The 24301-nt window shown below is 32.7% G+C and carries 21 protein-coding genes and 1 tRNA gene; 13 read left to right on the forward strand and 9 right to left on the reverse strand.

The annotated features are described in order from the left end of the window. Positions 1-38 precede the first annotated feature (38 nt). The 3 genes from DR871_RS04220 to DR871_RS04230 are packed head-to-tail and all read right to left on the reverse strand — an operon-like array spanning position 39 to position 3727. On the reverse strand, positions 39-2162 hold the full coding sequence (locus tag DR871_RS04220; protein WP_113664714.1) for a Tex family protein: 2124 nt from the start codon (positions 2160-2162) through the stop codon (positions 39-41). Between the two features lie 51 nt (positions 2163-2213). Further along, positions 2214-2675 (reverse strand): type II toxin-antitoxin system death-on-curing family toxin, encoded by a 462-nt coding sequence (locus DR871_RS04225; RefSeq protein ID WP_113664713.1) that lies wholly within the window; start codon positions 2673-2675, stop codon positions 2214-2216. Between the two features lie 2 nt (positions 2676-2677). Beyond that, on the reverse strand, positions 2678-3727 hold the full coding sequence (locus tag DR871_RS04230; protein WP_113664712.1) for a DNA-binding protein: 1050 nt from the start codon (positions 3725-3727) through the stop codon (positions 2678-2680). A gap of 171 nt (positions 3728-3898) precedes the next feature. On the opposite strand from DR871_RS04230, the gene DR871_RS04235 reads away from it, so the two are divergent. Further along, positions 3899-4177 carry a DUF1294 domain-containing protein gene (locus DR871_RS04235; protein ID WP_113664711.1) on the forward strand — a complete coding sequence of 93 codons (279 nt, stop codon included), beginning with the start codon at positions 3899-3901 and terminating at the stop codon, positions 4175-4177. On the opposite strand, the gene rpiB is transcribed toward DR871_RS04235, so the two are convergent. Together rpiB and DR871_RS04245 are read right to left on the reverse strand one after the other, a co-directional pair. After that, entirely contained in the window at positions 4174-4602 is a 429-nt protein-coding gene (rpiB, locus tag DR871_RS04240) for a ribose 5-phosphate isomerase B (protein WP_113664710.1), read from the reverse strand. The two genes, DR871_RS04235 and rpiB, sit on opposite strands and share 4 nt — an antisense overlap. A 741-nt stretch (positions 4603-5343) precedes the next feature. Beyond that, positions 5344-5577 (reverse strand): DUF2007 domain-containing protein, encoded by a 234-nt coding sequence (locus DR871_RS04245; protein ID WP_113635759.1) that lies wholly within the window; start codon positions 5575-5577, stop codon positions 5344-5346. Between the two features lie 119 nt (positions 5578-5696). On the opposite strand from DR871_RS04245, the gene rnr reads away from it, so the two are divergent. From rnr to DR871_RS04260, 3 genes are read left to right on the forward strand one after another with little or no spacing between them, the layout of a single operon-like run. Next, positions 5697-7886: a ribonuclease R gene (rnr, locus tag DR871_RS04250; RefSeq protein WP_113664708.1), complete on the forward strand. Its 2190-nt coding sequence runs from the start codon at positions 5697-5699 to the stop codon at positions 7884-7886. A gap of 7 nt (positions 7887-7893) precedes the next feature. Further along, positions 7894-8562, forward strand: a complete 669-nt coding sequence (locus DR871_RS04255) for a head GIN domain-containing protein (RefSeq protein WP_113664707.1) — start codon at positions 7894-7896, stop codon at positions 8560-8562. 41 nt (positions 8563-8603) lie between these two features. Continuing rightward, positions 8604-9278, forward strand: a complete 675-nt coding sequence (locus DR871_RS04260; protein WP_113664706.1) for a LysE family translocator — start codon at positions 8604-8606, stop codon at positions 9276-9278. A gap of 479 nt (positions 9279-9757) precedes the next feature. Here DR871_RS04260 and DR871_RS04265 read toward each other — a convergent pair. Both DR871_RS04265 and folB read right to left on the reverse strand, forming a co-directional pair. Further along, positions 9758-9828, reverse strand: a tRNA-Cys gene (locus DR871_RS04265). Between the two features lie 83 nt (positions 9829-9911). After that, positions 9912-10271 carry a dihydroneopterin aldolase gene (gene folB / locus DR871_RS04270; protein WP_113664705.1) on the reverse strand — a complete coding sequence of 120 codons (360 nt, stop codon included), beginning with the start codon at positions 10269-10271 and terminating at the stop codon, positions 9912-9914. Between the two features lie 123 nt (positions 10272-10394). On the opposite strand from folB, the gene DR871_RS04275 reads away from it, so the two are divergent. From DR871_RS04275 to DR871_RS04290, 4 genes are all read left to right on the forward strand, one after another. Further along, the gene (locus DR871_RS04275; RefSeq protein ID WP_113664704.1) at positions 10395-12497 is read left to right on the forward strand and encodes a glutamine--tRNA ligase/YqeY domain fusion protein; all 2103 of its coding nucleotides are present in this window, start codon (positions 10395-10397) and stop codon (positions 12495-12497) included. Positions 12498-12800: 303 nt separating this feature from the next. Further along, positions 12801-13130 (forward strand): YtxH domain-containing protein, encoded by a 330-nt coding sequence (locus DR871_RS04280; protein WP_113664703.1) that lies wholly within the window; start codon positions 12801-12803, stop codon positions 13128-13130. Positions 13131-13165: 35 nt separating this feature from the next. Next, positions 13166-13516, forward strand: coding sequence for a phage holin family protein (locus DR871_RS04285; RefSeq protein WP_113664702.1), 351 nt, complete (start codon positions 13166-13168; stop codon positions 13514-13516). Positions 13517-13519: 3 nt separating this feature from the next. Then, the gene (locus tag DR871_RS04290) at positions 13520-13792 is read left to right on the forward strand and encodes a DUF6327 family protein (RefSeq protein ID WP_113664701.1); all 273 of its coding nucleotides are present in this window, start codon (positions 13520-13522) and stop codon (positions 13790-13792) included. Between the two features lie 25 nt (positions 13793-13817). Here the strand turns inward: DR871_RS04290 and DR871_RS04295 are convergent, their stop codons facing one another. Continuing rightward, complete coding sequence (locus tag DR871_RS04295; RefSeq protein WP_113664700.1) at positions 13818-14807, reverse strand: SPFH domain-containing protein; 990 nt, start codon at positions 14805-14807, stop codon at positions 13818-13820. Positions 14808-14982: 175 nt separating this feature from the next. Then, positions 14983-16488, reverse strand: coding sequence for a glutamate--tRNA ligase (gltX, locus tag DR871_RS04300; protein ID WP_113664699.1), 1506 nt, complete (start codon positions 16486-16488; stop codon positions 14983-14985). Positions 16489-16640: 152 nt separating this feature from the next. Here gltX and DR871_RS04305 point away from each other — a divergent pair, with 152 nt between their 5' ends. The 5 genes from DR871_RS04305 to DR871_RS04325 all read left to right on the forward strand — a co-directional run bounded on the left by DR871_RS04305 (position 16641) and on the right by DR871_RS04325 (position 24252). After that, positions 16641-19943, forward strand: a complete 3303-nt coding sequence (locus tag DR871_RS04305; protein ID WP_113664698.1) for a hypothetical protein — start codon at positions 16641-16643, stop codon at positions 19941-19943. Beyond that, positions 19940-20359 carry an rRNA maturation RNase YbeY gene (gene ybeY, locus DR871_RS04310; RefSeq protein WP_113664697.1) on the forward strand — a complete coding sequence of 140 codons (420 nt, stop codon included), beginning with the start codon at positions 19940-19942 and terminating at the stop codon, positions 20357-20359. Before DR871_RS04305 ends, ybeY begins: the two co-directional genes overlap by 4 nt. Positions 20360-20501: 142 nt before the next feature. After that, a complete protein-coding gene (gene mnmG, locus DR871_RS04315) occupies positions 20502-22373 on the forward strand; it encodes a tRNA uridine-5-carboxymethylaminomethyl(34) synthesis enzyme MnmG (RefSeq protein ID WP_113664696.1) in 1872 nt (623 codons plus the stop codon). A 219-nt stretch (positions 22374-22592) separates the two neighbouring features. Continuing rightward, positions 22593-23441: a class I SAM-dependent methyltransferase gene (locus tag DR871_RS04320; RefSeq protein WP_113664695.1), complete on the forward strand. Its 849-nt coding sequence runs from the start codon at positions 22593-22595 to the stop codon at positions 23439-23441. Between the two features lie 244 nt (positions 23442-23685). After that, positions 23686-24252 (forward strand): OmpH family outer membrane protein, encoded by a 567-nt coding sequence (locus DR871_RS04325; RefSeq protein WP_113664694.1) that lies wholly within the window; start codon positions 23686-23688, stop codon positions 24250-24252. Positions 24253-24301 lie beyond the last annotated feature (49 nt).

The following is a 24301-nucleotide window of genomic DNA, read 5'->3' on the forward strand; positions in this document are numbered from 1 at the left end:
AAAAAGGCTTTTCATAATTTGAAAAGCCTTTTTTTTGTTTAAATGATCATCGTCAACTGAATTCGTTTTCTATCTTCATCGACCTCAGTTACTTTGACCTGAACATGTTGGTGCAATTTCACTACTTCATTTACATCACTTACAAATCCTGCTTTGAGTTGTGAGATATGAACCAAGCCACTTTCTTTGACTCCAATATCCACAAAACAACCAAAATTGGTAATGTTATTGACAATTCCAGGCAAAACCATTCCTGTTTTTACATCTTTTATCGTTTTTACATTCGGGTCAAATTCAAATACTTGAGCTGATTTTCTAGGATCTAATCCTGGTTTTTCGAGCTCTTTGATAATGTCTTTCAATCCCAATAAACCTATTTCTGGAGTAATGTACTTTTCTGGCTGTATCAAAGCTGTTTTTTCTTTATTAGCAATCAAATCATGCACCGTCAATTTCAAGTCTTTTGCCATTTTCTCTACGATTCCATAGGCTTCAGGATGTACTGCTGAATTATCCAACGGGTTTTTAGCATTCGAAATTCGGATAAAAGCAACACCTTGTTGGTAGGCTTTTTCACCCAAACGAGAGACTTTTTTTAATTGTTTTCGATCTTGAAAAGGGCCATTTTCTGAGCGGTATTGAACTATGTTTTCAGCCAGCTTCTCTCCTATTCCGCTCACATAACTCAGTAAATGTTTACTCGCCGTATTAATGTTTATTCCAACTGAATTCACGCAACGAATTACTGTATTGTCTAATTCTTCTTTGAGTTTGGTTTGGTCTACATCGTGTTGGTATTGGCCTACGCCAATGGCTTTCGGGTCAATTTTTACCAACTCAGCCAAAGGATCACTCAATCGTCTTCCGATAGAAACCGAACCTCGAACCGTCACATCATAATTAGGGAATTCGTCTCTGGCAATTTTTGAAGCTGAATACACCGATGCTCCCGCTTCTGAAACGATAAAAACCTGAACCGGCTTATCAAAAGTGATTTTCTTGATAAAGAATTCGGTTTCTCTCGAAGCCGTTCCATTTCCGATGGAAATTGCATCAATTTTATAGGAATTGACCATCGAACGAATTTTTTTCATCGCCATCGCTTCCTCTTTTTGAGGCGCATGTGGATAAATGGTTTCGTTATACAATAAATCTCCTTTTTCGTCCAAACAAACAATTTTACATCCGCTTCTAAATCCTGGATCAATGGCCAGAATTCGTTTTTCACCCAAAGGCGGTGCTAACAATAATTGTCCCAAATTGTTCGCAAAAACCTGAATAGAATTGGCATCAGCCTTGGCTTTAGCCTCCTGCAAAGCTTCGTTTGAAATAGCTGGATTCAGCAATCTTTTATACGAATCTTCGATGGCTAATTGAACGTGTGGCGTGGTTTTATTTTGGCTTTTTAAAACTAATGCATCAATAATATCATACGCTTCATCGATATCAACTTCTACTTTAAACTTGATAAAGCCTTCATTTTCTGCGCGAAGCATCGCTAATAATCGATGGGAAGGTGCTTTAGTCAACGGTTCTGTCCAATCGAAATATTGACTGAATTTCTGCGCCGCTTCGTCGTCTTTCTTCGTTTTTACTACTTTAGTTGTAATCGTTGCTTTGCGTTCGTACAATCGTCGGAGTTGCTTTCGAACATAAATATTTTCATTAATCCATTCAGCAATAATATCTCTGGCGCCTTGCAATGCTGCATCTTCATTGATGATATTTTCGTTCAAATATTTTGTCGAAATAAAATCGACATCATCATTATTTTGCGCCATAATAATTTTGGCTAGCGGTTCCAATCCGTTTTCTCGGGCTGTATCAGCTTTAGTTTTTTTCTTCTTTTTAAAAGGCAGATAAAAATCCTCCAATTCCTGTAAATCGAAACTTTGCTGGATTTTTTTTTCTAATTCTGGGCTAAGTGCATTTTGTTCCTGAATCGATTTTAAAATCGCTTCTTTGCGTTTTACAATCACTTCGTATTCTTTTTGAAATTTGGCAATTTGCTCAATAAAAACTTCATCAAGATTACCCGTTTTATCTTTTCGATACCTAGAAATAAACGGAATTGTACAATCTTCCTGTAATAATTGAACGGTATTTTGAATGTTAATTGCTGCTGTAGCAACGCCTTTTGATATGAATTGTATATTAGTCATTATGTGTTAATTCTTTTATTAGGATTCTTTATTATTATCCTAAATAGGTATTTAAAATTCCGTTTCTTCTTGGTTGCTCTCTTCTAGATATATTGCATTTACTATTTTTAATTGAAGTTCTTCATCATAGTCATTTTCATAAAGAATCGATGTAATAATTTCTTGTAATAAATTTTTATCAATTCTATTATCAGCGACGTGAACTGCAATGTTTTCCATTTCTCTGATAAAGTAACTTACTTTGAAATCAAATCCATTTATCTCTAAAAAATAGGAAGTCAAAACAATAGATGTTCTTTTATTTCCATCTTCAAAGGCATGATTTTTATTTATCGAATAAAATAAATGACAAACTTTATTTTCAAATTCCGGATAATACCAATCATTTTTAATGTGTTCTAAAACACTGTCAACTAAACCAATATTTATGATTCCTTTTTTACCTCCACTATTTTCAATAATAAAATCTTGTTCTTTAACGGCATGTGTCATATCAAAATAAAAGTACTCCATAACTAGCGGTCTTTTAGTCTTTTGAACACATCAATATTTTCTTTTAATCTTTCCTCCAATGCTTGACTTTTCTCCCCTAAAAATTTATTGAAATCTTCTGTACTTACTGTACTTACATAATCTTTTAATTTTTCATGTAAAGCATCTCTAAAAGCCATATCTCTGCTTGCCATCAAGCTTCTTGCTTTTTCTCTTAATGGTTCATAAATTTTATTGGTTAGTTTTTCGAAATTAGAGAATACTTCATGGGCTTCTGATAAAGAGAATTGTTTTTTATTAAGCTCAAATTGATCTTTTAAAAATTCTGCAAAACCATTTTCATAACTTGATATTAAATCTAATACCTCAGAATACATTGTTGCTCTCACACTTTCTTTAGTTTTCAAATCAAGAACTTTACGATACTCTTTAGCGTTTTCTTTGAAAATACTTTTATATATTTTGTCCGTTAATTGCCCATATTTAAACTTATTGCTTGTAATACATAAATCAACCGCATTAGTAAATTCTTTTCTATAATTTATTTCTCTTATAGCGGCAGGGACAAATTCTTCTTCTCTTTGATTAATGAATTTGGTAGAACCTCCCAATTTTTTATTTAATACATCTATTACAACATTTAACATAAATGTTCTGACTTCTTTGGCCTTTTCTGAAGTTTGTAATAGCATACCTATGTTAAGTAAAGTTTTAAAAGTAAATACTGATAAACTTGTAGCTCTTTTTCCAACCAATTCATTGTCATTATCTGGCATTAACTGGCCGACATCAATGTCGGTCAGTTGATTTATGAAGTCTTTAAACATTTTGAGTTTAACCCCTCTAAAAATTTCATACCCTGCATCTTGTAACTCATGATTGTTATCTTGTAAAATACGTTCAATTGTTCTGGTATCAACTTCATAAAATTTAGCAACCTGATTGAGTGTAAATCTGTATTTATTCTCGAAATATATTCCCGTAAAACCTAATTGGTTATATATTTCTTTGATAGCCATATTGTTATTCAGTACATTTTTTCGGTCTATCTGTGAATTTGTTAAATCTTTCATTTCAAATATTTTAAATAATATCTCTTATTAATAAGCCATATGACAATAGCAATTTACTTCAACAATCCTCGTTTTTAACAAATTAGATTCTATTTCTTCTAAATTAGCATCATTATTTTGTTAGTTTTTATACATGCTAAAGTACTACCTTTGAGTCAAAACTCCTTATTTATGTCTTTTTTATTCTGGTATTTTCCACTTATTAATTTAGTTGCTTTTTCAATAATAGGAGTTGACAAACGGCTGGCCATTCAGCAAAAAAGGCGCATTTCTGAACGTAATTTATTGCTTACAAGTATTCTGGGCGGAACAATTGGTTCCGGGTTAGCCATGCTTTTCTTTAGACATAAAACCTCAAAAGAAAGCTTCCTTTTGAGGTTTTACGGAATTATAGTAATCCAAATTTTAATCCTTTTGGTACTTTTTTATTCTGGAATAATAGAGTACTAACAAGAAATTTTATCTACTCTATTTTGGTGTCTTCCACCTTCAAATTCAGTGTTTAAAAATACTTCTACCATTTCTACTGCTTGTGGAATCGAAGTAAAACGAGCAGGAATACTAATAATGTTCGCATCATTATGCTGACGTGCCAAAACTGCAATTTCTTTCATCCAGCATAAAGCCGCACGAACTTTAGATTGTTTATTCGCCGTCATTGAAATTCCGTTTCCGCTTCCGCAAATAATAATTCCAAAATCAGCTTTTCCTTCAGAAACATCTGTGGCAACAGGACGTCCAAAATCAGGATAATCCACGCTTCCTGCTGAATCGGTTCCGTAATTCGTTACTTCATGTCCTTTTGCTTGCAGCATTTCAACAATTGCTTTTTTGTAATCCGGTCCTGCGTGATCGTTTCCTATGGAGATTTTCATATTATATGTATTAAGTTGTGTGCTGCAAATTTAAATAAAGTAATCTATTCTGATGAATTAATTAAGGCTTCTTTATTTGATAATTTCAATTCAAATGCCTCATCAAAACTACATACAAGAATTCATATTGTAACTATCAGATTATGATTTATTTAGCAGTTATCAACAATTCTTTTAAATGTATAATTAGCTGTAAATCAGTGAAAAATTTATATTATAAATGTTAAAAATTTGCATTGTTAATAGCAAAACGCAATTGCTTGATATTCAGTTAACTTTAAATTAACACACTATGTTCATAACTTTGGATAGAAAATAAGAACTATTTTTTGGTTGTATCGAAAAAAAAAGTAATCCAAAACCCAGTTTTTAAATCCTAATTTAGTTTGATGAATTTTTAGAATAGTTATCAATATTAAAAAGTAGGTTATCAACAAAAAACGGTAGTGTGAGTTATTTACAAAACCAATAGTTTTTCTGTTATCAACCATTGTTAATTAAAATCTAAAAACACTTTAAAACTAATACTTTATCCTAAAATAAGTATGTTGATAACTCCCAATAACATCCTAAAACTTGATTTCAATGCATTTTAAAATAAATTTATTGCCACTATTAACAAGCTATAATAACAACCAAGAAAGATTTTAAATTTAAATTTTCTTTTTGTTTATTTAAATATATGTTGACAACTTTCAAAAAATTCAAACTCAAAAAATTGATTTTAGATTGATTTCAGTTTCAAACAATTTTCAATTTGTTGTTCAAGTTGTCTAACAGTTCCTGAACTTTTTCAAAATCGTTGAAATGAATTTTGAGTTTGATTCCACCGTAGGCGAAACTGCCAAAAGGATCGATGGAAACCAATGTTTCGTTTTCAAAAAAATAGTTAATCTCTTCCTGCTCCAGCAAATGCTTTATAACTACAATTTCATGGGAATAATTGAAAATTGCAATGGTTTGAAATTCTTCCATTTTTGATACTTTTTATAAAGATACAACTATTCTGTAAAGTTATATTTTCTTTAAAACTGTGCACTCTGTACTGATAACAGTTTAGTATTTTGTAATTTTAGACTTTTAAGAACAGATTTATGAGTAAAAGATTAAGAAAGCCGATAAAAAAAGGGAAAGATTTCTCTGAAAAAATTATAAAAATATTATCGCAAAGTGCTAATAAAGCATTCAACTACAAACAAATAGGAGCAAAGCTAGAGCTTGACGATACCGAAAGCAGAAATCAAATTATCAAAGATTTGAAGATTCTGGCTTCGCAAAATAAAATTATAGAGTCAGAACCAGGTAAATACTTAGTGAAAGCTGAAAGTAAAGAGTATTACGAAGGTAAGATAGACATGACAGGACGTAAAACAGCTTATTTTGTTTGTCCTGATATGGAAGAAGATGTCTTTATTCCTACAAATAACCTAAACCACGCTTTAGACAAAGATATTGTCAAGGTTTATGTTTACAATCGTAGAAAAGGAAAAAGACCAGAAGGTGAAGTAATTGAAGTCCTTGAAAGACATAAAACTGATTTTGTTGGTGTTATTGACATTCAAGCTAATTTTGCTTTTGTTTCTACAGCAAATCCAAAAATGTACACTGATATTTTTATTCCAAAGGATAAAATAGGCGAGGCGGAGCAGGGTGATGTAGTTTTGGTTCATATCGAAGATTGGCCAGCCAGAGCTGATAGTCCTTTTGGTTCTGTAATAAAAGTTTTAGGGAAACCAGGAGAGCACGATACAGAAATTCATGCAATTCTTGCTGAATACGGTTTGCCATCAGAATTTCCTATTGAAGTGGAAACGTTTGCACAAAAAATTGATACTTCGATAGAAGAAGATGAAATTGCCAAACGTCGCGACATGCGAGATACGTTGACTTTTACCATTGATCCAAAAGATGCGAAGGATTTTGATGATGCACTTTCATTCAAAAAACTAGAAAATGGTAATTACGAAATTGGTATTCACATTGCCGATGTTTCGCATTATCTTCAAGAAGGAACAATCCTGGATGATGAAGCGTATCAAAGAGCAACTTCGGTTTATTTAGTGGATAGAGTAGTGCCAATGTTGCCCGAAGTTTTATCCAATTTTGCGTGTTCATTACGTCCAAATGAAGAAAAATATACGTTTTCGGCCATATTCGAAATAACTGAAACATCTCAAGTAGTGAATCAATGGTTTGGAAGAACAGTAATTTATTCTGATCAGCGTTTTGCTTACGAAGAAGCGCAATATATCATAGAAACCAAAGATGATGTGATTCCAGAAGAAATTTCGATTACAGGAAGTTCCTATCAAGTTTCAGCAGCAATTGTTGCTGCGACGCTAAAAATGGATGAATTAGCTAAAATTCTTAGAAAAAGAAGAATGGCTGAAGGAGCGATTTCTTTTGATAAAGTAGAAGTGAAGTTCAATTTAGATGAAGCCGGCGAACCTCAAGGCGTTTATTTTAAAGTTTCGAAAGATGCTAATCATCTGATTGAAGAATTCATGCTTTTGGCCAATAGAAAAGTAGCGGAGTACATTGGAAAACAAAAAAAGACGTTCATTTATAGAATTCACGATGAGCCAAATGAGGATAAACTTTTTGCGATGCAAGCTGTTATTGCCAAGTTCGGACATAAAATTGATTTTAAACAAGGTTCTATTTCACAAGCTTTGAATAAATTAATGGAAGATGTAAATGGTAAAAAAGAACAGAATTTAATTGATACGCTTGCGATTAGAAGTATGAGTAAAGCCAAATATTCTACGGATAACATAGGACATTACGGTTTAGCTTTTGATTATTATTCGCATTTTACCTCACCAATTCGTCGTTATCCCGATGTAATGGTGCATCGATTGTTGCAGCATTATCTGGATGGAGGAAAATCTGTTGATGAAGAAACATATGAAACAAAATGTTTGCATTCGTCAACAATGGAAGGTTTGGCAACCAATGCAGAACGTGATTCTATCAAATATATGCAGGTAAAATACATGCAAGATCATCAGGATGAGGAATTTTTGGGAGTTATTTCTGGTGTGACAGAGTGGGGAATTTATGTTGAAATCATCGAGAATAAATGTGAAGGAATGTGTAGAATCAGAGATATAAAAGATGATTATTACACTTTTGACGAAAAACAATATGCACTAACCGGCGCAACTTCTGGTAAATTATTACAATTAGGAGACGAAATTTACGTTAAAGTAAAAAATGCCGATTTAGTTAAAAAACAACTGGATTTTAATTTTTTAAGAAGAATTGAAGAACCTTTAAAATAAAAAAAAAATGAAAAGATTAGTGATTATTGCTTTTGTATTTTTAAGTCAATTTACAAACTCTCAAGTAACCAGAAACTTAGGAGATTTTGATGAAGTTAAAGTTTTTGATAAAATCAATGTCAAATTAATTGAAGCTTCAGAAAACAAAATTGTAGTAACCGGAGCACGCGCTGACGAAGTGGAAACGGTTAATAAAAATGGAGAATTAAAAATCAGAATGCCATTTCCTCAATTATTATCCGGAGATGATATTATTGTTAAACTATATTTTAAAAACCTGGAAAGCATTGCAGTCAGTGAGGGAAGTTATGTTTCAAGCGAAAAAGATTTCAAACAAACAAGCTTAGATTTGAATGCAAAATCTGGAGGAGAAATAAAATTAGAAATAGATGTTGACAAAGTAAACATCAAAGCGAATGCCGGTGGAATAGTTACTTTATCAGGAAAAGCGAAAAATCAAGATGTTGTAATTACCTCGGGCGGAATTTTAAATGCTAAGGATTTAGAGACTTCACAAACTACAATAAGCGTTGCTGCTGGCGGAAAATCTGAAATTCATGCTTCTACATTAGTTGATGCAAAAGTTCGTGCTGGTGGCTCTATATTTATCTACGGTAAACCTAAACAAATTAACAAGGAAGTATTCATTGGCGGTACGATTTTAGAAAAAAATTAGTACTTTGGTTTAGATTTTAGCGTAATAAATTTAAATTTTTAATGATAAACGACATTTTAGCTGGTATTCCGTGGGGAATTTTCTTGAGTTTTATGATTGGTCCTGTTTTTTTTATTTTACTGGAAACAAGTATTATAAAAGGATTTAGAGCGGCTTTAGTATTTGATTTAGGAGTTATTTTAGGGGATATTGTTTTTATTGGAATTGCATATTTAGGAAGTTACCGATTGATTCAAAGTTTAAAAGATCAACCGGCTCTTTTTATTTTCGGTGGAGTATTAATGTTAGCTTATGGTATAATTTCTTTCATACAGTTAAAAAAAGAACAGAAAATCAATACGGACATTATCGACAAGGAAATTGTCAAAAAAAACTATATAAGCCTTTTCATAAAAGGTTTTTTGTTGAATATTATCAATATTGGTGTATTGGGTTTTTGGCTGGCAATCATTATTTCTGTTGGACCAAAACTAGAAATGCAAACACCTAGAATGATTACTTTTTTTATTGCAGTTATTGGAACTTATTTGTTTGTAGATTGTATCAAAATTCTTTTAGCGAAGCAATTAAAAACAAAACTAACACCAGTAAATATTCTAAAAATTAAAAAAGGAATCAGTATTGTAATGATGGTTTTTGGGATGGTTTTAATCACTCAAGGTTGGTTCCCAGAAGAAAAAGAAATGGTAAAAAAAGCATTTGAAAAGATTGAATAAATCTAGTTTTTAATTTTTATAAAATAGAAAAGGCCTTGACTCTAAATTAATTAGATTCAGGGCTTTTTTTATTTAAACATGTAAGTCATTTAAGTTTTTTAAACCATTAAGAATTTAATCTAATTAAGACTTAACACTTAATTTTCCCTGAAAATTAGACATAAAAAAAACCTCCAAATTGCTTTTAAGGTTTTAGAATATTATCCGGATTTTAACCATAACTTTATTTAATTTTTCTTAAAAATTTGACATAAAAAAAAGAGACACATTTCTGTATCTCTTTAAGAGGCATCTCCCGAAGCTTTGGGACGGATTCGAACTCTAACTTTATTTAATTTTTTCTAAAAATTAGACATAAAAAAAACCTCCAAATTGCTTTAAGGTTTTAGAATATTATCCGGATTTGAACCATAACTTTATTTAATTTTTCCTAAAAATTTGACATAAAAAAAACCTCCAAATTACTTTGAAGGTTTTAGAGGCATCGTCCGGATTCGAACCGGAGTAGGAGCTTTTGCAGAGCCCAGCCTAGCCACTCGGCCACGACGCCATAATTGAATGGATGGCAAAAGTACTCAAAAAGTTTAGAGTTTAAAAGTTTAAAGTTTAAAAGTTTTAAAAAATATTTTTAATCTAACTTCTATATTCTTCTAATTCAATAGTAACTGCTTCAACATCACCGCCAATAGGAGGATTTAGTTTAGAAACCGCTACAATAATTCTGGATATTTCAGGAATTTCTTCAAATATTCTCGTCAAAATGCGGTGTGCCACATGTTCTAATAAGTCAGAACGAATCGCCATTTCTTCTACAACTATACTATTTAAGAGCACATAATCAACAGTATCTTTCAAATTATCAGAAATACTGGATTTTCTCAAATCAGTTTTCACCTCTAAGTTTACCGTATAGTCTGATCCTATTTTTCCTTCCTCGATTAAACAACCATGGTAGGAGTACGTTCTAATATTTTTAAGTTTTATGATTCCCATTATTTTATTTTTTGTTTAAAGTGTAAAGTTTAAAGCGGAATTACTAACTTTTCATAGGTTTCTATGGAAACATTAAACATTAAACCTTAAACTTTTTTACCTTTGCTAAAATAAAACAAAAAAATGTCAACTGAAGAAAAATCACTCCATTTTATAGAACAAATCATTGAAGACAGTTTATCAAACGGTTTTCCTCAAGATAAATTACGTTTCCGTTTTCCACCAGAACCGAATGGTTATTTGCATATTGGCCACGCCAAATCAATTTGTTTGAATTTTGGATTAGGTTTAAAGTACAATGCGCCAGTTAATTTGCGTTTTGACGATACAAACCCTGCCAAAGAAGAGCAAGAATATGTAGATGCAATCAAAGAAGATTTGCAATGGTTGGGTTTCAATTGGGCCGAAGAACGCTATGCTTCTGATTACTTCCAGCAATTATACGGTTGGGCTGTAAAAATGATTAAAAACGGTAAAGCGTACATTGATAGTCAATCGTCAGAAAATATGGCATCTCAAAAAGGTACGCCTACGCAACCGGGAGTGGATGGACCTTACAGAAACCGTTCGGTTGAAGAAAATTTGACTTTGTTTGAAGGAATGAAAAACGGTGATTTCCCAGAAGGAAGCCATGTTTTGCGTGCAAAAATTGATATGACTTCAACTAATATGTTGATGCGTGATCCATTAATGTACCGTATTTTGCACCGTCATCATCATAGAACCGGAGACGATTGGAAAATATATCCCATGTATGATTTTGCACATGGAGAAAGTGATTATATAGAGCAAATTTCACATTCTATTTGTACGTTAGAATTTGTAATGCACAGAGAATTATACAACTGGTTTTTGGACCAAATTTATGATGACTCAAAAGTAAAACCACATCAATATGAATTCGCGCGTTTGAACTTGAATTACACCGTAATGAGCAAGCGAAAACTGTTGCAATTAGTACAGGAAAATATAGTAAATGGTTGGGATGATCCCAGAATGCCGACGATTTCAGGATTGAGAAGAAGAGGGTACACAGCGAATTCTATTCGTAAATTTTGTGATATTATTGGTGTTGCCAAAAGAGAAAATATAATTGATTTTTCACTTTTGGAATTTTGCTTGCGCGAAGATTTGAATAAAACGGCTCCTAGAGTAATGGCTGTTTTAGATCCAATAAAATTGGTAATCACTAATTATCCGGAAGATAAAGAAGAATGGTTAGAAGCCGAAAATAATCAGGAAGACGAAAGCGCAGGATTTAGAAAAGTTCCTTTTTCTAGAGAATTATTTATTGAAAGAGAAGACTTTTTAGAAGATGCTCCGGCTAAATTTTTTCGATTGAGTTTAGGAAGAGAAGTACGTCTAAAAAATGCTTATATCATTAAAGGAGAAAGTGTTATAAAAGATGCTGCTGGGAATATTACAGAGATTCATGTAACGTATGATGAATACAGCAGAAGCGGAAGTGGGAGTGAAGCTAGTCAACGTAAAGTGGCCGGAACCTTGCATTGGGTTTCGATACAACATGCTTTAGAAGCTGAAGTTCGTCTCTACGATCGTTTGTTTATTGATGAAGCGCCAGACAGTCATAAAGAGAAAAATTTCTTAGAATTTATGAATCCTAGTTCGTTACAAATTGTAAAAGGATTTGTAGAACCAAGTTTGGCAACGGTTCAATCTGGAGAGAAATTCCAGTTTCAGCGTTTGGGTTATTTCAATGTGGATAAAGATACGGCTGAAGGCAAAATTGTCTTTAATAAAACTGTTGGATTGAAAGATGCTTGGGAAGAAAAAGGTAAAAAAGAAGAAAATTTATTGATGAATACGCAAAAAGAAATCAATAAATATGTAAAAGAAAAAGATGAAAACAGTGCCAATTTAATCTTGAAAAGCGTTGTTGATAATATAAAAAGTATTGATAATTACAGTTTAATTATCCAAACTATTGTCAAAAGTATTAAAAATGATAATAACTCGTTGTTATTTTCTAATTTGATTTTGCATCATTCTGATAAAGTACAGGTAAAAGATATCGAAGAAGAAGCTTTGACAAAATTATATACGATGTCATTGAAAAGTCAAATGGCAGCCGTTCGAATTTTAGCAATTGAAAATTTGCAAAATGATTTGAGTAATTTCAATCTTTTTGAAGCACAACTTTCAGAATTAAAAACGAACGAGAAAAACGAAAAAGTGCTACAATTATTAAATGATCTTAAAATATAAGATTCTTTTTTTAAATAGATTTTATCAATTAAAAGCTCTCTTCTTAGAGAGCTTTTCTTATTATTGTAATTTCTTATAAATATACTTTTTTTAATATTTTTTTTCAATCGAAAACGACGTCCATAAATTGATTTTAAGAGGGATTTTTAAAACGAACGACAATCAATATAGAATTTAAATAAACGTTGAACAGTTCGCTTTTATTTGCTTTTTGTCTTGTAAAATTACACTTTAACGAGTTGTTAACGGGTTGTTGTTAATAAATCCGTATCTTTATGAAGCAAACTTTTAAAATTTAGAATTATGTCGAATAATACAGGGAATACATTATTAGCTGTTTTAGCAGGAGTAGCAATTGGGGCTGGATTAGGAATTTTATATGCACCGGATAAAGGATCAAAAACCAGAGGTAAATTAAAAGATGGTTTTGATGATGCTAAAAATGATCTTCAAAATAAGTTTGATACGGTATCTTCACAGTTAAATGATAAATTGACAACTGCTAAATTTGACTTGGAAGATTCTTATGAAGATTTAGTTTCAAACATGAGTCATAAAACGGAAGAAGTTATTTCTTTTTTAGAAGATAAATTAGCGGAGTTAAAAAGACAGAACGCTAAATTTCAAAAATAATTTTTTTTGATTATCTAAACATTTAAAATAAAATTATGGCTTTTGAGGAATTAAAAGAAAATACGGAGGATATTCAAGAACAAATACAAGGGTATATCCAGAGTAATGTGGCTTATTATAAATTATGGGGTTTCAAAGTAGCAATGAAATCTACGACCATGATTCTTAAGTTTGCATTGATTTTTTTGTGTTTTAGTATGGTTTTATTGTTTTGTTCAATAGCAGGAGCAATGGCAATTGGTAAATATTTAGATAGTTATCCATTGGGATTTTTAATAATTGGAGGAATATATCTTTTGATAACCAGTCTATTATTTTTAATAAAAGATAAAATTGTAGAAGGACCAATATTAGAGAAATTTTCTGAAATATTTTTTAACGACTAAATTATGGAAACAAAAAAATATTCTTCATACGCTCAAATTGATAGAGAACTTGAAATTTTTAAGATTGAAAAAGAACTCAGTTATCAAAAATTGGTTTTTGGAGTAAAGAAAACTAAAGAAAGCTTTACACCTCAAAATATTGTAAGCGATTTAATAGGATCGTATAGTTCTGTAATTCCTTATGGAGCAATCGTTTCAACAGCAGCACCATTCATACTTAATAAAGCAATACCGTTTATAAAAAATTGGTTTGCAAAAAGAAAAAGAGGCGTTTAAGCCTCTTTTTTTATGATTTAAGTAGTTATTCTTCTGTTTCCGGTGTTTCTGGAGCTTCCGGTCTTTCAGGTATTTCTATGTCTTTTTCTCTTCTGGAAGTTCCTTTTCCATTTCTCTTTTTCATCAATTCACCCACTTGATTGGAAGCACTGAACGAAGCAATCATATTGTTGAGCATATCACTTCCAGCTTGCGGAGAATTAGGCAATAAAATTAGATTTGAATTTGCATCAGCACCAATAGCTTGCAGCGTATCATAATGCTGGGTTACTACAATCAATGCTGAAGCTTCCTGAGAATTAATTCCAACTCTGTTCAAAACATCTACACTTTCTACTAAACCTTTTGCAATTTCTCTTCTTTGGTTCGCAATTCCTTGTCCTTGTAAACGCTTGCTTTCTGCTTCTGCTTCCGCTTTGGCTACAATTCGAATTCTGGATGCTTCAGCTTCAAATTCAGCAACAGTTTTTTCTCTGTCGGCAGCATTTATTCTGTTCATCGCATTTTTTACTTGAATATCAGGATCGATATCCGTTACTAAAGTATTGATTATTGTGTAACCATAAGTAGTCATGGCTTCGTTCAATTCTCTTTTTACAGCAATGGCAATATCGTCTTTTCTTTCAAATACATCGTCCAGTTTTAGTTTTGGAACTTCAGCACGAACGACATCAAATACATAAGAAGTGATTTGATCGTGTGGATATTCCAGTTTATAAAAAGCGTCATAAACGGTTTCTTTGATAACCATAAACTGAACTGAAACTTTTAGCTTCACAAAAACGTTGTCTTTTGTTTTTGTTTCAATGATAACATCTAATTGTTGAATTTTTAGATTCACACGTCCTGCAATTCTGTCAATTAATGGAATTTTCAAATGTAAACCAGATTGTCTGATACTTAAAAATTTTCCGAAACGCTCTACAACAACAGCTGTTTGCTGTTTGACCGTAAAAAAAGAAGAAAGTAAAATGAAAAACCCAAAAACCAGTAGGATAATTAAAGCAATGTTCATAATGTTTTTATTTTTAGTTAAAAATTATCTCACAATTTACAAATTAAAATGTTTAGTTACTTCGTATTACTTTTTTTAATAGATAAATTTTAGGTGACATAAAAGGAAAGGCATCTAATTTATAAGTCTTAAATTATGAATTAGATACCTTTCGTTAAATAATTTTTTTGTGAGGTTACAAAGTAGCTATTGCTTTTTGAATTCTCTTAATCGTTTCGACTTTTCCAATTACTTCAACAATATCAAATAGGTGAGGACCTTTCAGTGCGCCAACCAAACTCAAACGAAATGGTTGCATTACTTTTCCCATTCCAATTTCGTTTTTCGTCATCCAGTCTTTGACAATAGTTTCAATATTCATAGATGTGAAATCGGTGATTTCTTCTACTACAGAAATTAATTCTTGCATTAATGCCGGAGTTTCTACTTTCCAATTTTTGCTTGCTTTTTCATCATACGAAGTTGGAGCGACAAAGAAAAAATCACTCATTTCCCAAAATTCAGAAACAAAATGCGCGCGTTCTTTGATCAAAGAAACCACTTTTGTTAAGACACTTTCATTAACAGAAAACCCTTTTTCTACCAAAATAGGAGCATAGGCTTTCGCCAAAGTTGCATCTTCTTGCTTGATTAAATATTGGTGATTAAACCATTTGTTTTTTTCCGGATCAAATTTAGCTCCGGATTTATGAACTCTGTTCAAGTCAAATGCTGCCACTAATTCTTCCAGCGTGAATAATTCTTTATCCGTTCCGTCATTCCAACCTAATAAGGCTAAAAAGTTGATTACGGCTTCCGGGAAAAATCCTTTTTCTCTGTAACCTGATGAAACGCCTTCTGCGGTTTTCCAATCCAATGGAAATACAGGAAATCCCATCTTGTCACCGTCACGTTTGGATAATTTTCCGTTACCAATAGGTTTCATAATCAATGGTAAATGTGCAAATTCCGGTGCATCCCAACCAAATGCTCGGTACAATAAAACGTGTAAAGGCATTGATGGTAACCATTCTTCACCACGAATTACGTGTGATGTTTCCATTAAATGATCATCCACAATATTAGCCAAATGATACGTTGGCATTCCGTCACTCTTGAACAATACCTTATCATCTAAAAGATTCGTTTCAAACTTTACATCACCACGAATAATGTCATGCAAATGAAGCGTTTCATTCACCGGAGTTTTAAAACGGATGACATAATGTTCTCCAGCAGCAATTCTTTTAGCAGTTTCATCTGCAGAAATCACTAACGAAGTGTCCAGTTTTTCTCTGTTGGTATGATTGTAAATAAATGTTTTTCCTTGTTCTTCTTCTAATTTTCGTGCTGCATCCAAAGCTTCTGCTGTATCAAAAGCATAATAGGCATTTCCGGAATTGATTAATTCAGCAGCATATTGTTGGTACAAATCTTTTCTTTCGCTTTGACGGTATGGACCAAATTTTTCATTTTTACCAATAGTCTCATCTGGCGCAATTCCTAACCATTCCAGTGCTTCGATGATATATTCTTCGGCACCCGGAACAAAACGATTTTGATCCGTATCTTCAATCCTCAGGAAGAAAACACCATTGTTTTTTTTGGCAAACAAATAATTGAATAATGCGGTACGAACTCCGCCAATATGTAAAGGTCCAGTTGGACTTGGTGCAAAACGCACCCGAACTTGTTTAAACATTGCTGTAAATTTTTTGCGAAGATACAAATTCGATTTCTCTTGTTATTATCTGAAAATGAGATAATGTAAGATTAATGAGTTTGATGATTTTTAACATTTCTTTATTCATATAAATTGTTACTTTTATTGGTTACAAAAACATAGCATAAATTTTGGAAACTCAGCAATTTATTTATCAAAAATTAGAAGCTTTCATCAGAAAGTTTTACACCAACGAATTGATACGGGGAACTATTCTCTTTATCGGTTTAGGATTGTTGTATTTCCTATTTACGCTTTTTGTTGAATATTTTCTTTGGCTTAAGCCTATGGGAAGAACCATTTTATTTTGGACTTTTGTTGGAGTAGAAGTGTATTTGTTGTTTCGTTTTATTTTGTTTCCAATTTTTAAATTATTCAAACTTCAAAGAGGAATCGATTACAATCAGGCTTCGGCAATTATTGGAAATCATTTTACGGAAGATAGTGACAAACTTACTAACTTTTTACAATTATCAAATCCGAACGAACATCAAATCAAATCGGAATTATTAGCTGCCTCGATTGAACAAAAAGCCTATGCGCTGCAACCAATCCCTTTTGGGAACGCCATAAACTATAATGTTAACAGGAAATATTTTCCTTTAGCTTTAATTCCAATATCGTTATTTGCTTTCTTTTACTTCTCCGGAAACAGCAATATGATTTCTCAAAGTTTGAATAGAGTAGTGCACTTCAATTCGACTTTTTTGCCACCTGCTCCATTTAAATTTGTAGTTCTTAATTCGAATTTACAAACTGAACAAGGAAAGGATTTTATACTTCGCATTAAAACAGAAGGAAAAATAGTTCCTGAGAATGCGATGATTTTTATTGATGATGAAAGTTATTTTATGGAATCGACTAAAGCAGGAGAGTTTCAATTTAAGATGGCAAAGCCTTCAGAAAATATTTTGTTCCACGTGGAGGGAAATGCTATTTCTTCTCCAGATTATGAATTGAAAGTGATAACTGTTCCATCGATTGCTAATTTTGAAATGCAGTTGAACTATCCTTCGTATTTGAATAAAAAATCAGAAACTATCAAAGGAACAGGAAATGCTGTTATTCCCGAAGGAACACGTGTGACTTGGAAAATGAACACACAAGCCACACAAAATGTAGTGTGGATGGATGGAATCTCGAAAGCTACTTTTTCGAAAACAGAAAATACCTTTGTTTTATCAAAAAATATAGTTCAAAACACAGATTATCAAATTCTTACTTCAAATGAGAAGATAAAAAACTACGAAAAACTCAATTATCAGCTTACTATTGTCAAAGATCAGTTCCCAACAATCAATGTAAACAATGCACCGGACAGTTTGAGGGTGGCTAAGAACTATGTTTTAGGTCAAATCTCTGATGATAATGGTTTGTCTAAACTTCAGATTGTTTATTACGAAAGAGAGAAGCCACAAACTGCTAAACGTGGAACAATTGCTATTAAGAAAAGTGCTTTTGATCAATTCGTGTTTTCGTTTCCAAGTAATCTTCCGGTAGAGCAAGGTGTATCTTATGATTATTATTTTGAAGTTTTTGATAATGATGCGTTGCATAATTTCAAAAGTACGAAGTCTTCTGTTTTCTCGAATCGTGTTTTGACAGATGAAGAAAAAGAAGATCAAATTTTGCAGCAGCAAAATGACAACATCAATAGTTTAGAGAAGTCTTTAAAAAACCAGGATAAGCAAATTTCTGAAATGGAGAAGTTGCAAAAAACCGGAAAAGAAAAAGAAAATCTGGATTTCAAAGATCAGCAAAAAGTAAATGATTTCATCAAACTTCAAATGAAACAGGATGAGATGATGAAGGAATTTACTAAAAAAATGAACGATAATTTGGAGCAATTCAAAACCGATAAGAAGGATGAAATGAAAGAGGAACTTCAAAAACGAATGGACAAAGCGGAAAAGGAATTGGAAAAAAACCAGAAACTTTTAGATGAATTGAAAGAACTAAACGATAAAATTCAGAATGAAGAGTTGTTGACTAAGTTGGATAAATTCAAACAAAACAGTAAAAACCAAACTAAGAATTTAGAACAATTAGTAGAGTTGACAAAGAGGTTTTATGTAGAAAAGAAAGCGGAACAATTAGGAGACAAATTGGACAAGCTTTCTGAGAAGCAAGATAAGTTGTCTAATGATGAAAAGGAAAACAAACTAGATAAGCAAGAAGATATTAATACTGAGTTCGACAAAATCCAAGAAGATTTAAATGATTTGGATAAAGAAAACAAGGAATTAAAATCACCTTTGGATTTACCTAAAGACGATGCTAAAGAGAAAAGTATTGATGAAGATTTAAAGAAAGCCTCTGAGGAATTGAAGAAGGACAAAAAAGATAAAGCTAAGCCAAATCAAAAAAGCGCATCTAAAAAGATGAATGAGATGGCGCAAAAAATGGAGCAAACTTTGGAGCAAGGTGAGATGGAACAGCTGGAGGAAGATGTTGCCATGTTAAGACAAATCTTGGACAACCTATTAGCATTTTCTTTATCCCAAGAAGACTTGATGAACCAATTTAAAAAGCATAAATCAGGATTTCCGGCGTTCAATAAAAACATCAAAGTCCAACAGGATTTAAAACAACAGTTCAAGCATGTTGATGATAGTTTGTTTGCGATGTCGTTGCGCAATCCTAAAATTGCGGAGGATATTACTAAAGAAATTGGCAATGTAGTTTACAATGTAGATAAGTCTTTGTCTATTTTAACAGATGCCCAAGTTCCAAAAGGTTTGTCGCATCAACAATATACCATTTCTGCGGCTAACAAATTAGCAGATTTCCTAAGTGATATGCTTAACAATATGCAAATGCAAATGTCAGGAATGGGGTCTGGTAAACCTAAACCAGGTCAAGGACAAGGAATGCAATTGCCTGATATTATTAGAAAGCAAGAAGGTCTTGGCGAGAAAATGAAAGACGGAATGGAGAAAGGCGAGAAGCCTGGTGAAGGTCAAAAGGGACAAAATGGCAAGCAAGGTAAGCCAAGTGAATCAGGTCAAGACGGTGAGGGTGGTGAAGGCGATGCACAGGCTATTATGGAAATTTATAAAGGGCAAAAACAATTACGTGAAGCATTGCAAAACGAATTGAACAAACAAGGATTGGGTGGAAATGGACAAAGCGCTTTGGAACAAATGAAGCAAATTGAAAAGCAATTGTTGAACAACGGTTTTAAGAACGAAACACTTCAAAAGATTTTAAATGTAAAACAGGAATTGTTGAAATTGAATTCTGCCATTCAGCAACAAGGAGAGGAAAATAAACGCCAATCTGAAACTAATAAAAAGGAATTTAATAATCAATCTAATGCGCTGCCAGCTGCTTTATTAGATTATTTAAATAGCATAGAAATATTAAATAGACAATCCTTACCTTTGCGCTCGAATTTTAATCAAAAGGTTCAAGAATATTTTAATAAAAAATGATCAATTTTAATTACGAAACCGACTTTAATTTAGACAACGAAGAAGCTACAGCTACTTGGTTGGGAAATGTTATTACCTCGGAAAACAAGAAGGAAGGAGAGATAAATTATATCTTTTGTGATGATGAGTATTTGCATAAAATTAATGTGGAGTATCTCGATCACGATACGTTAACGGACATTATCAGCTTTGATTATTCTATGGGTAATGAACTGCATGGAGATATTTTTGTTTCTATCGAAAGAGTAAAAGACAATGCTACTGACTTTAATGTTTCTTTTGAAGACGAATTAAAGCGAGTATTGGTTCACGGTATTTTACATTACTGCGGTTACAAGGATAAAGGTGAAGCCAATGAGCTTTTAATGCGCTCTAAAGAGGATGAAAAAATAGCTATGTTTCACGTGGAACAATAGTGTTGTTTTTGTTTTTAAACCCAAAGTGTTTCACGTGGAACATTTAATATTGATTTTAAAAACAAGTTTGTAATGTTTCACGTGGAACAAAATATAGATTTCAAAATTACAATCCTGAACAAGGATTAAATTATAAAAGAAGATGTTTCTAAATGAATATGATGTAATCGTTGTGGGTGCAGGGCATGCAGGTTCAGAAGCTGCTGCCGCTGCCGCAAATCTGGGTTCAAAAACCTTATTGGTAACAATGAGTTTGCAGAATATTGCCCAGATGTCATGCAACCCAGCGATGGGCGGAATTGCCAAAGGACAAATTGTGCGTGAGATTGATGCGCTTGGAGGATACTCGGGAATTGTTTCGGACAGAACTGCAATCCAGTTCAAGATGCTAAATAAATCCAAAGGTCCTGCCATGTGGTCGCCGCGTGTTCAAAGTGACCGTATGCGTTTTGCTGAGGAGTGGAGAATGATGTTGGAAGGAACTCCAAATCTTGATTTTTATCAAGAAATGGTTAAAGGTTTGATTATTGAAAACGGAAAAATAAAAGGAATCCGAACTTCGCTTGGAGTGGAGATTCGTTCTAAATCGGTTGTGTTGACCAATGGAACTTTCCTGAATGGTTTGATTCATATTGGCGAAAAACAATTTGGCGGAGGAAGAGCAGGTGAGAGTGCTGCACATGGAATCACAGAAGATTTAGTTGCTGCCGGTTTTGAATCGGGTCGAATGAAAACGGGAACGCCTCCAAGAGTAGATGGACGTTCGTTAGATTACTCGAAAATGAATGAAGAAAAAGGAGATGCTAAACCGGATAAGTTCTCTTATTCGGATGTTACTTCTCCGTTGGTTCATCAGCGGTCTTGTCACATGACGTATACTTCTCTAGATGTTCACGATATTTTAAGAGAAGGTTTTGATCGTTCGCCAATGTTTAACGGAAGAATAAAAAGTCTAGGGCCAAGATATTGCCCTTCGATTGAAGATAAAATTAATCGTTTTGCTGATAAAGAAAGACACCAATTATTTGTGGAGCCAGAAGGATGGAATACGTGTGAGGTTTATGTAAACGGATTTTCTACATCGCTTCCTGAAGATATTCAATTTAAAGCGTTGAGTTCTGTTGCGGGATTTGAGAAAGTGAAATTCTTTCGTCCGGGCTATGCAATCGAATATGATTATTTCCCGCCGACACAATTGAAACATACTTTGGAAACAAAATTAATTGAAGGTTTGTATTTCGCAGGACAAATAAACGGAACTACCGGATATGAAGAAGCTGCTTCTCAAGGATTGATGGCTGGAATAAATGCGCATTTAAAAGTACATGAAAAAGCGCCGTTAATTTTAAAAAGAGACGAAGCGTATATTGGAGTTTTGATTGATGATTTAATTACGAAAGGAACGGAAGAACCATATAGAATGTTTACGTCTCGTGCAGAATACAGAACGTTGTTGCGTCAGGATAATGCCGATTTCAGATTGACGCCGATGTCACATGAAATAGGTTTGGCTTCAGAAGCGCGTTTGCGCAGAATGGAACACAAATTAAATGAATCTGAAAAAATGGTGGCTTTCTTCAAAGAAACGAGTGTATCGGTTGCAGAAGCAAATCCTATTTTGCAATCAAAAGCAACAGCATTGATTACGCAAGGGGATAAAATGTTCAAAGTATTCTCTCGTCCGCAAATTGATTTAGAAGACATCATGAAATTCGATAAGGTTGCAACTTATGTTGCAGAGAATGATTTGGACCAAGAAATTTTAGAGCAAGCAGAAATTCAAGTGAAGTATTCTGGTTATATCGAAAAAGAAAGAAACAATGCTGATAAATTGCTTCGATTGGAAGATGTGAAAATCCCTGAGAATTTTGACTATGAAAAAATCAAGTCCATGTCTATTGAGGCAAAACAAAAATTAAGTAAGATTCGTCCTGTAACTATTTCTCAAGCATCAAGAATCAGTGGCGTTTCGCCAAGTGATGTTTCGGTGTTGTTGATTTACATGGGACGATAAGATTTAAGATTGCAGATATTGGATTAACGATTTTTGATTTAAATCTGGAATCAGAAATCGTTAATCTTTATTCTTAAATCAATTTGTTCCACGTGAAACTACGTTGTGAAGCCTTGATATAATTGAAGAATCACAAAAATAAATAATTTAGCCCTGAAAGCATCCTTTGGTGTTTTCAGGGTTTAGTTTAAAATTAAAATATAAAAGCACTATTAATTAATGGACATTTCAAAACAACAGCCTTTTTTAACCGTTAAAGATTATTCTGTTTCTCAGGAAATTTTCGATTTGTATCATGATGATAAATTGGACATGCTGATTACGACACCGCAACCCAGTTTAGAAAATTTAGGAAAGTATTACGAAAGTGTGGATTATATTTCGCACACGGATAGCAAAAGGTCTTTATTTGAAAAAGCATATCATTTTGTAAAAACCATTGCGCTTAAAAATAAATTGAATTTAATCAATTCGTTGCAGCCAAATAAAGGAAGCATTTTAGACATTGGTGCCGGAACAGGAGATTTTTTATCTGTGGCCAAAGAAAACGGTTGGCATACGATAGGAGTGGAGCCAAGTGAAAAAGCAAAAGCGATTGCAAAAAAGAAAGGTGTTTCATTTGTTAGCGAAACCAGCGAATTAGAAAATCATTCTTTTGATGTGATTTCGATGTGGCATGTCTTGGAACACGTTCCAAATTTGGAAAACCAAATCAAAGAATTGAAACGATTACTAAAACCAAACGGAACTTTAATTATTGCTGTTCCAAATTTCAAATCTTTCGACGCAAAACATTACGGAAAGTTTTGGGCCGCTTATGATGTGCCAATTCATTTTTGGCATTTTTCTAAAACAGCAATAAAAATTCTTTTCGAAAAAGAAGAAATGAAATTGGTAAAAGTACTTCCTATGAAATTTGACTCTTTTTACGTGAGCTTACTTTCTGAAAAATACAAAACCGGTAAAATGAATTATGCAAAAGCGTTTTTCATCGGTTTGCAGTCGAATTGGAAAGCGAAGAAGAATTTCGAGTATTCTTCACACATTTACATCTTGAAAAACAAGTAAAAATCATTTTAAGCGTATTTAAGCGCATTTTTTGGCTAAATCGAGTGTTATTATTAGATTTTAAAACTAATTCTCTTAATTAAAAGATATGAAGCCTTTTTTTAATAGTCATAAATTATACATTCATTAATCATAATAATAAAATCCTATATCATAAAAAAGTAGCATTTTTTAAACTTTATGTCAATGCTATCTATTTTTTTATATTTTTGTCACCAATACTCAAAACTAGAAATTTATCAAAATGAAAAAAGCATTATTAATTATCGCGTTATCAATTTCAATTGTTGCTTGTAACAAACCAGCCGAAGCAGCTAAAGAAGTAAAAACAGCTTACGTAGACACTTCTGAATTAATGAAAGAATATACAGAGGCAAAAGACCTTGAAGCAAAATATAAAACAAAAGCAGAAGAAAAAGGAAGACAACTAGAAGCTGAAATTAATCGTTTCAAACAAGAAGCTGCAAGTTTTCAAACTCAAGCACAAGCAAACGGTCAAGCATGGGCACAACAAAAAGGTGCTGAATTACAAAAGAAAGAACAACAATTAAGTTACGCACAACAAGCATTGTCTCAGGAATTGCAAGTGGAGAGTGGAAAAGAAATGGATTCTTTAGTAAGCGGCGTGAAAAAATTCATCAAAGCATACGGTAAAGAAAAAGGATATGCGTACATCTACGGTACAGGTGACGCGGCTTCAATTCTATATGCTGAAGATAAATTTGATATCACAAAAGAAATTATCAAAGCCTTGAACGACAAATACAAAGCACCTGCTAAAACGGAAGAAAAAGCAGAAGTTAAAAAATAATTTTTTTATATTAATTCAAAAAATTGCCTTCGTCTAGCTTTAGATTGAA

This window comes from Flavobacterium petrolei (genome assembly GCF_003314435.2).
Classification (GTDB): Bacteria; Bacteroidota; Bacteroidia; order Flavobacteriales; family Flavobacteriaceae; genus Flavobacterium; species Flavobacterium petrolei.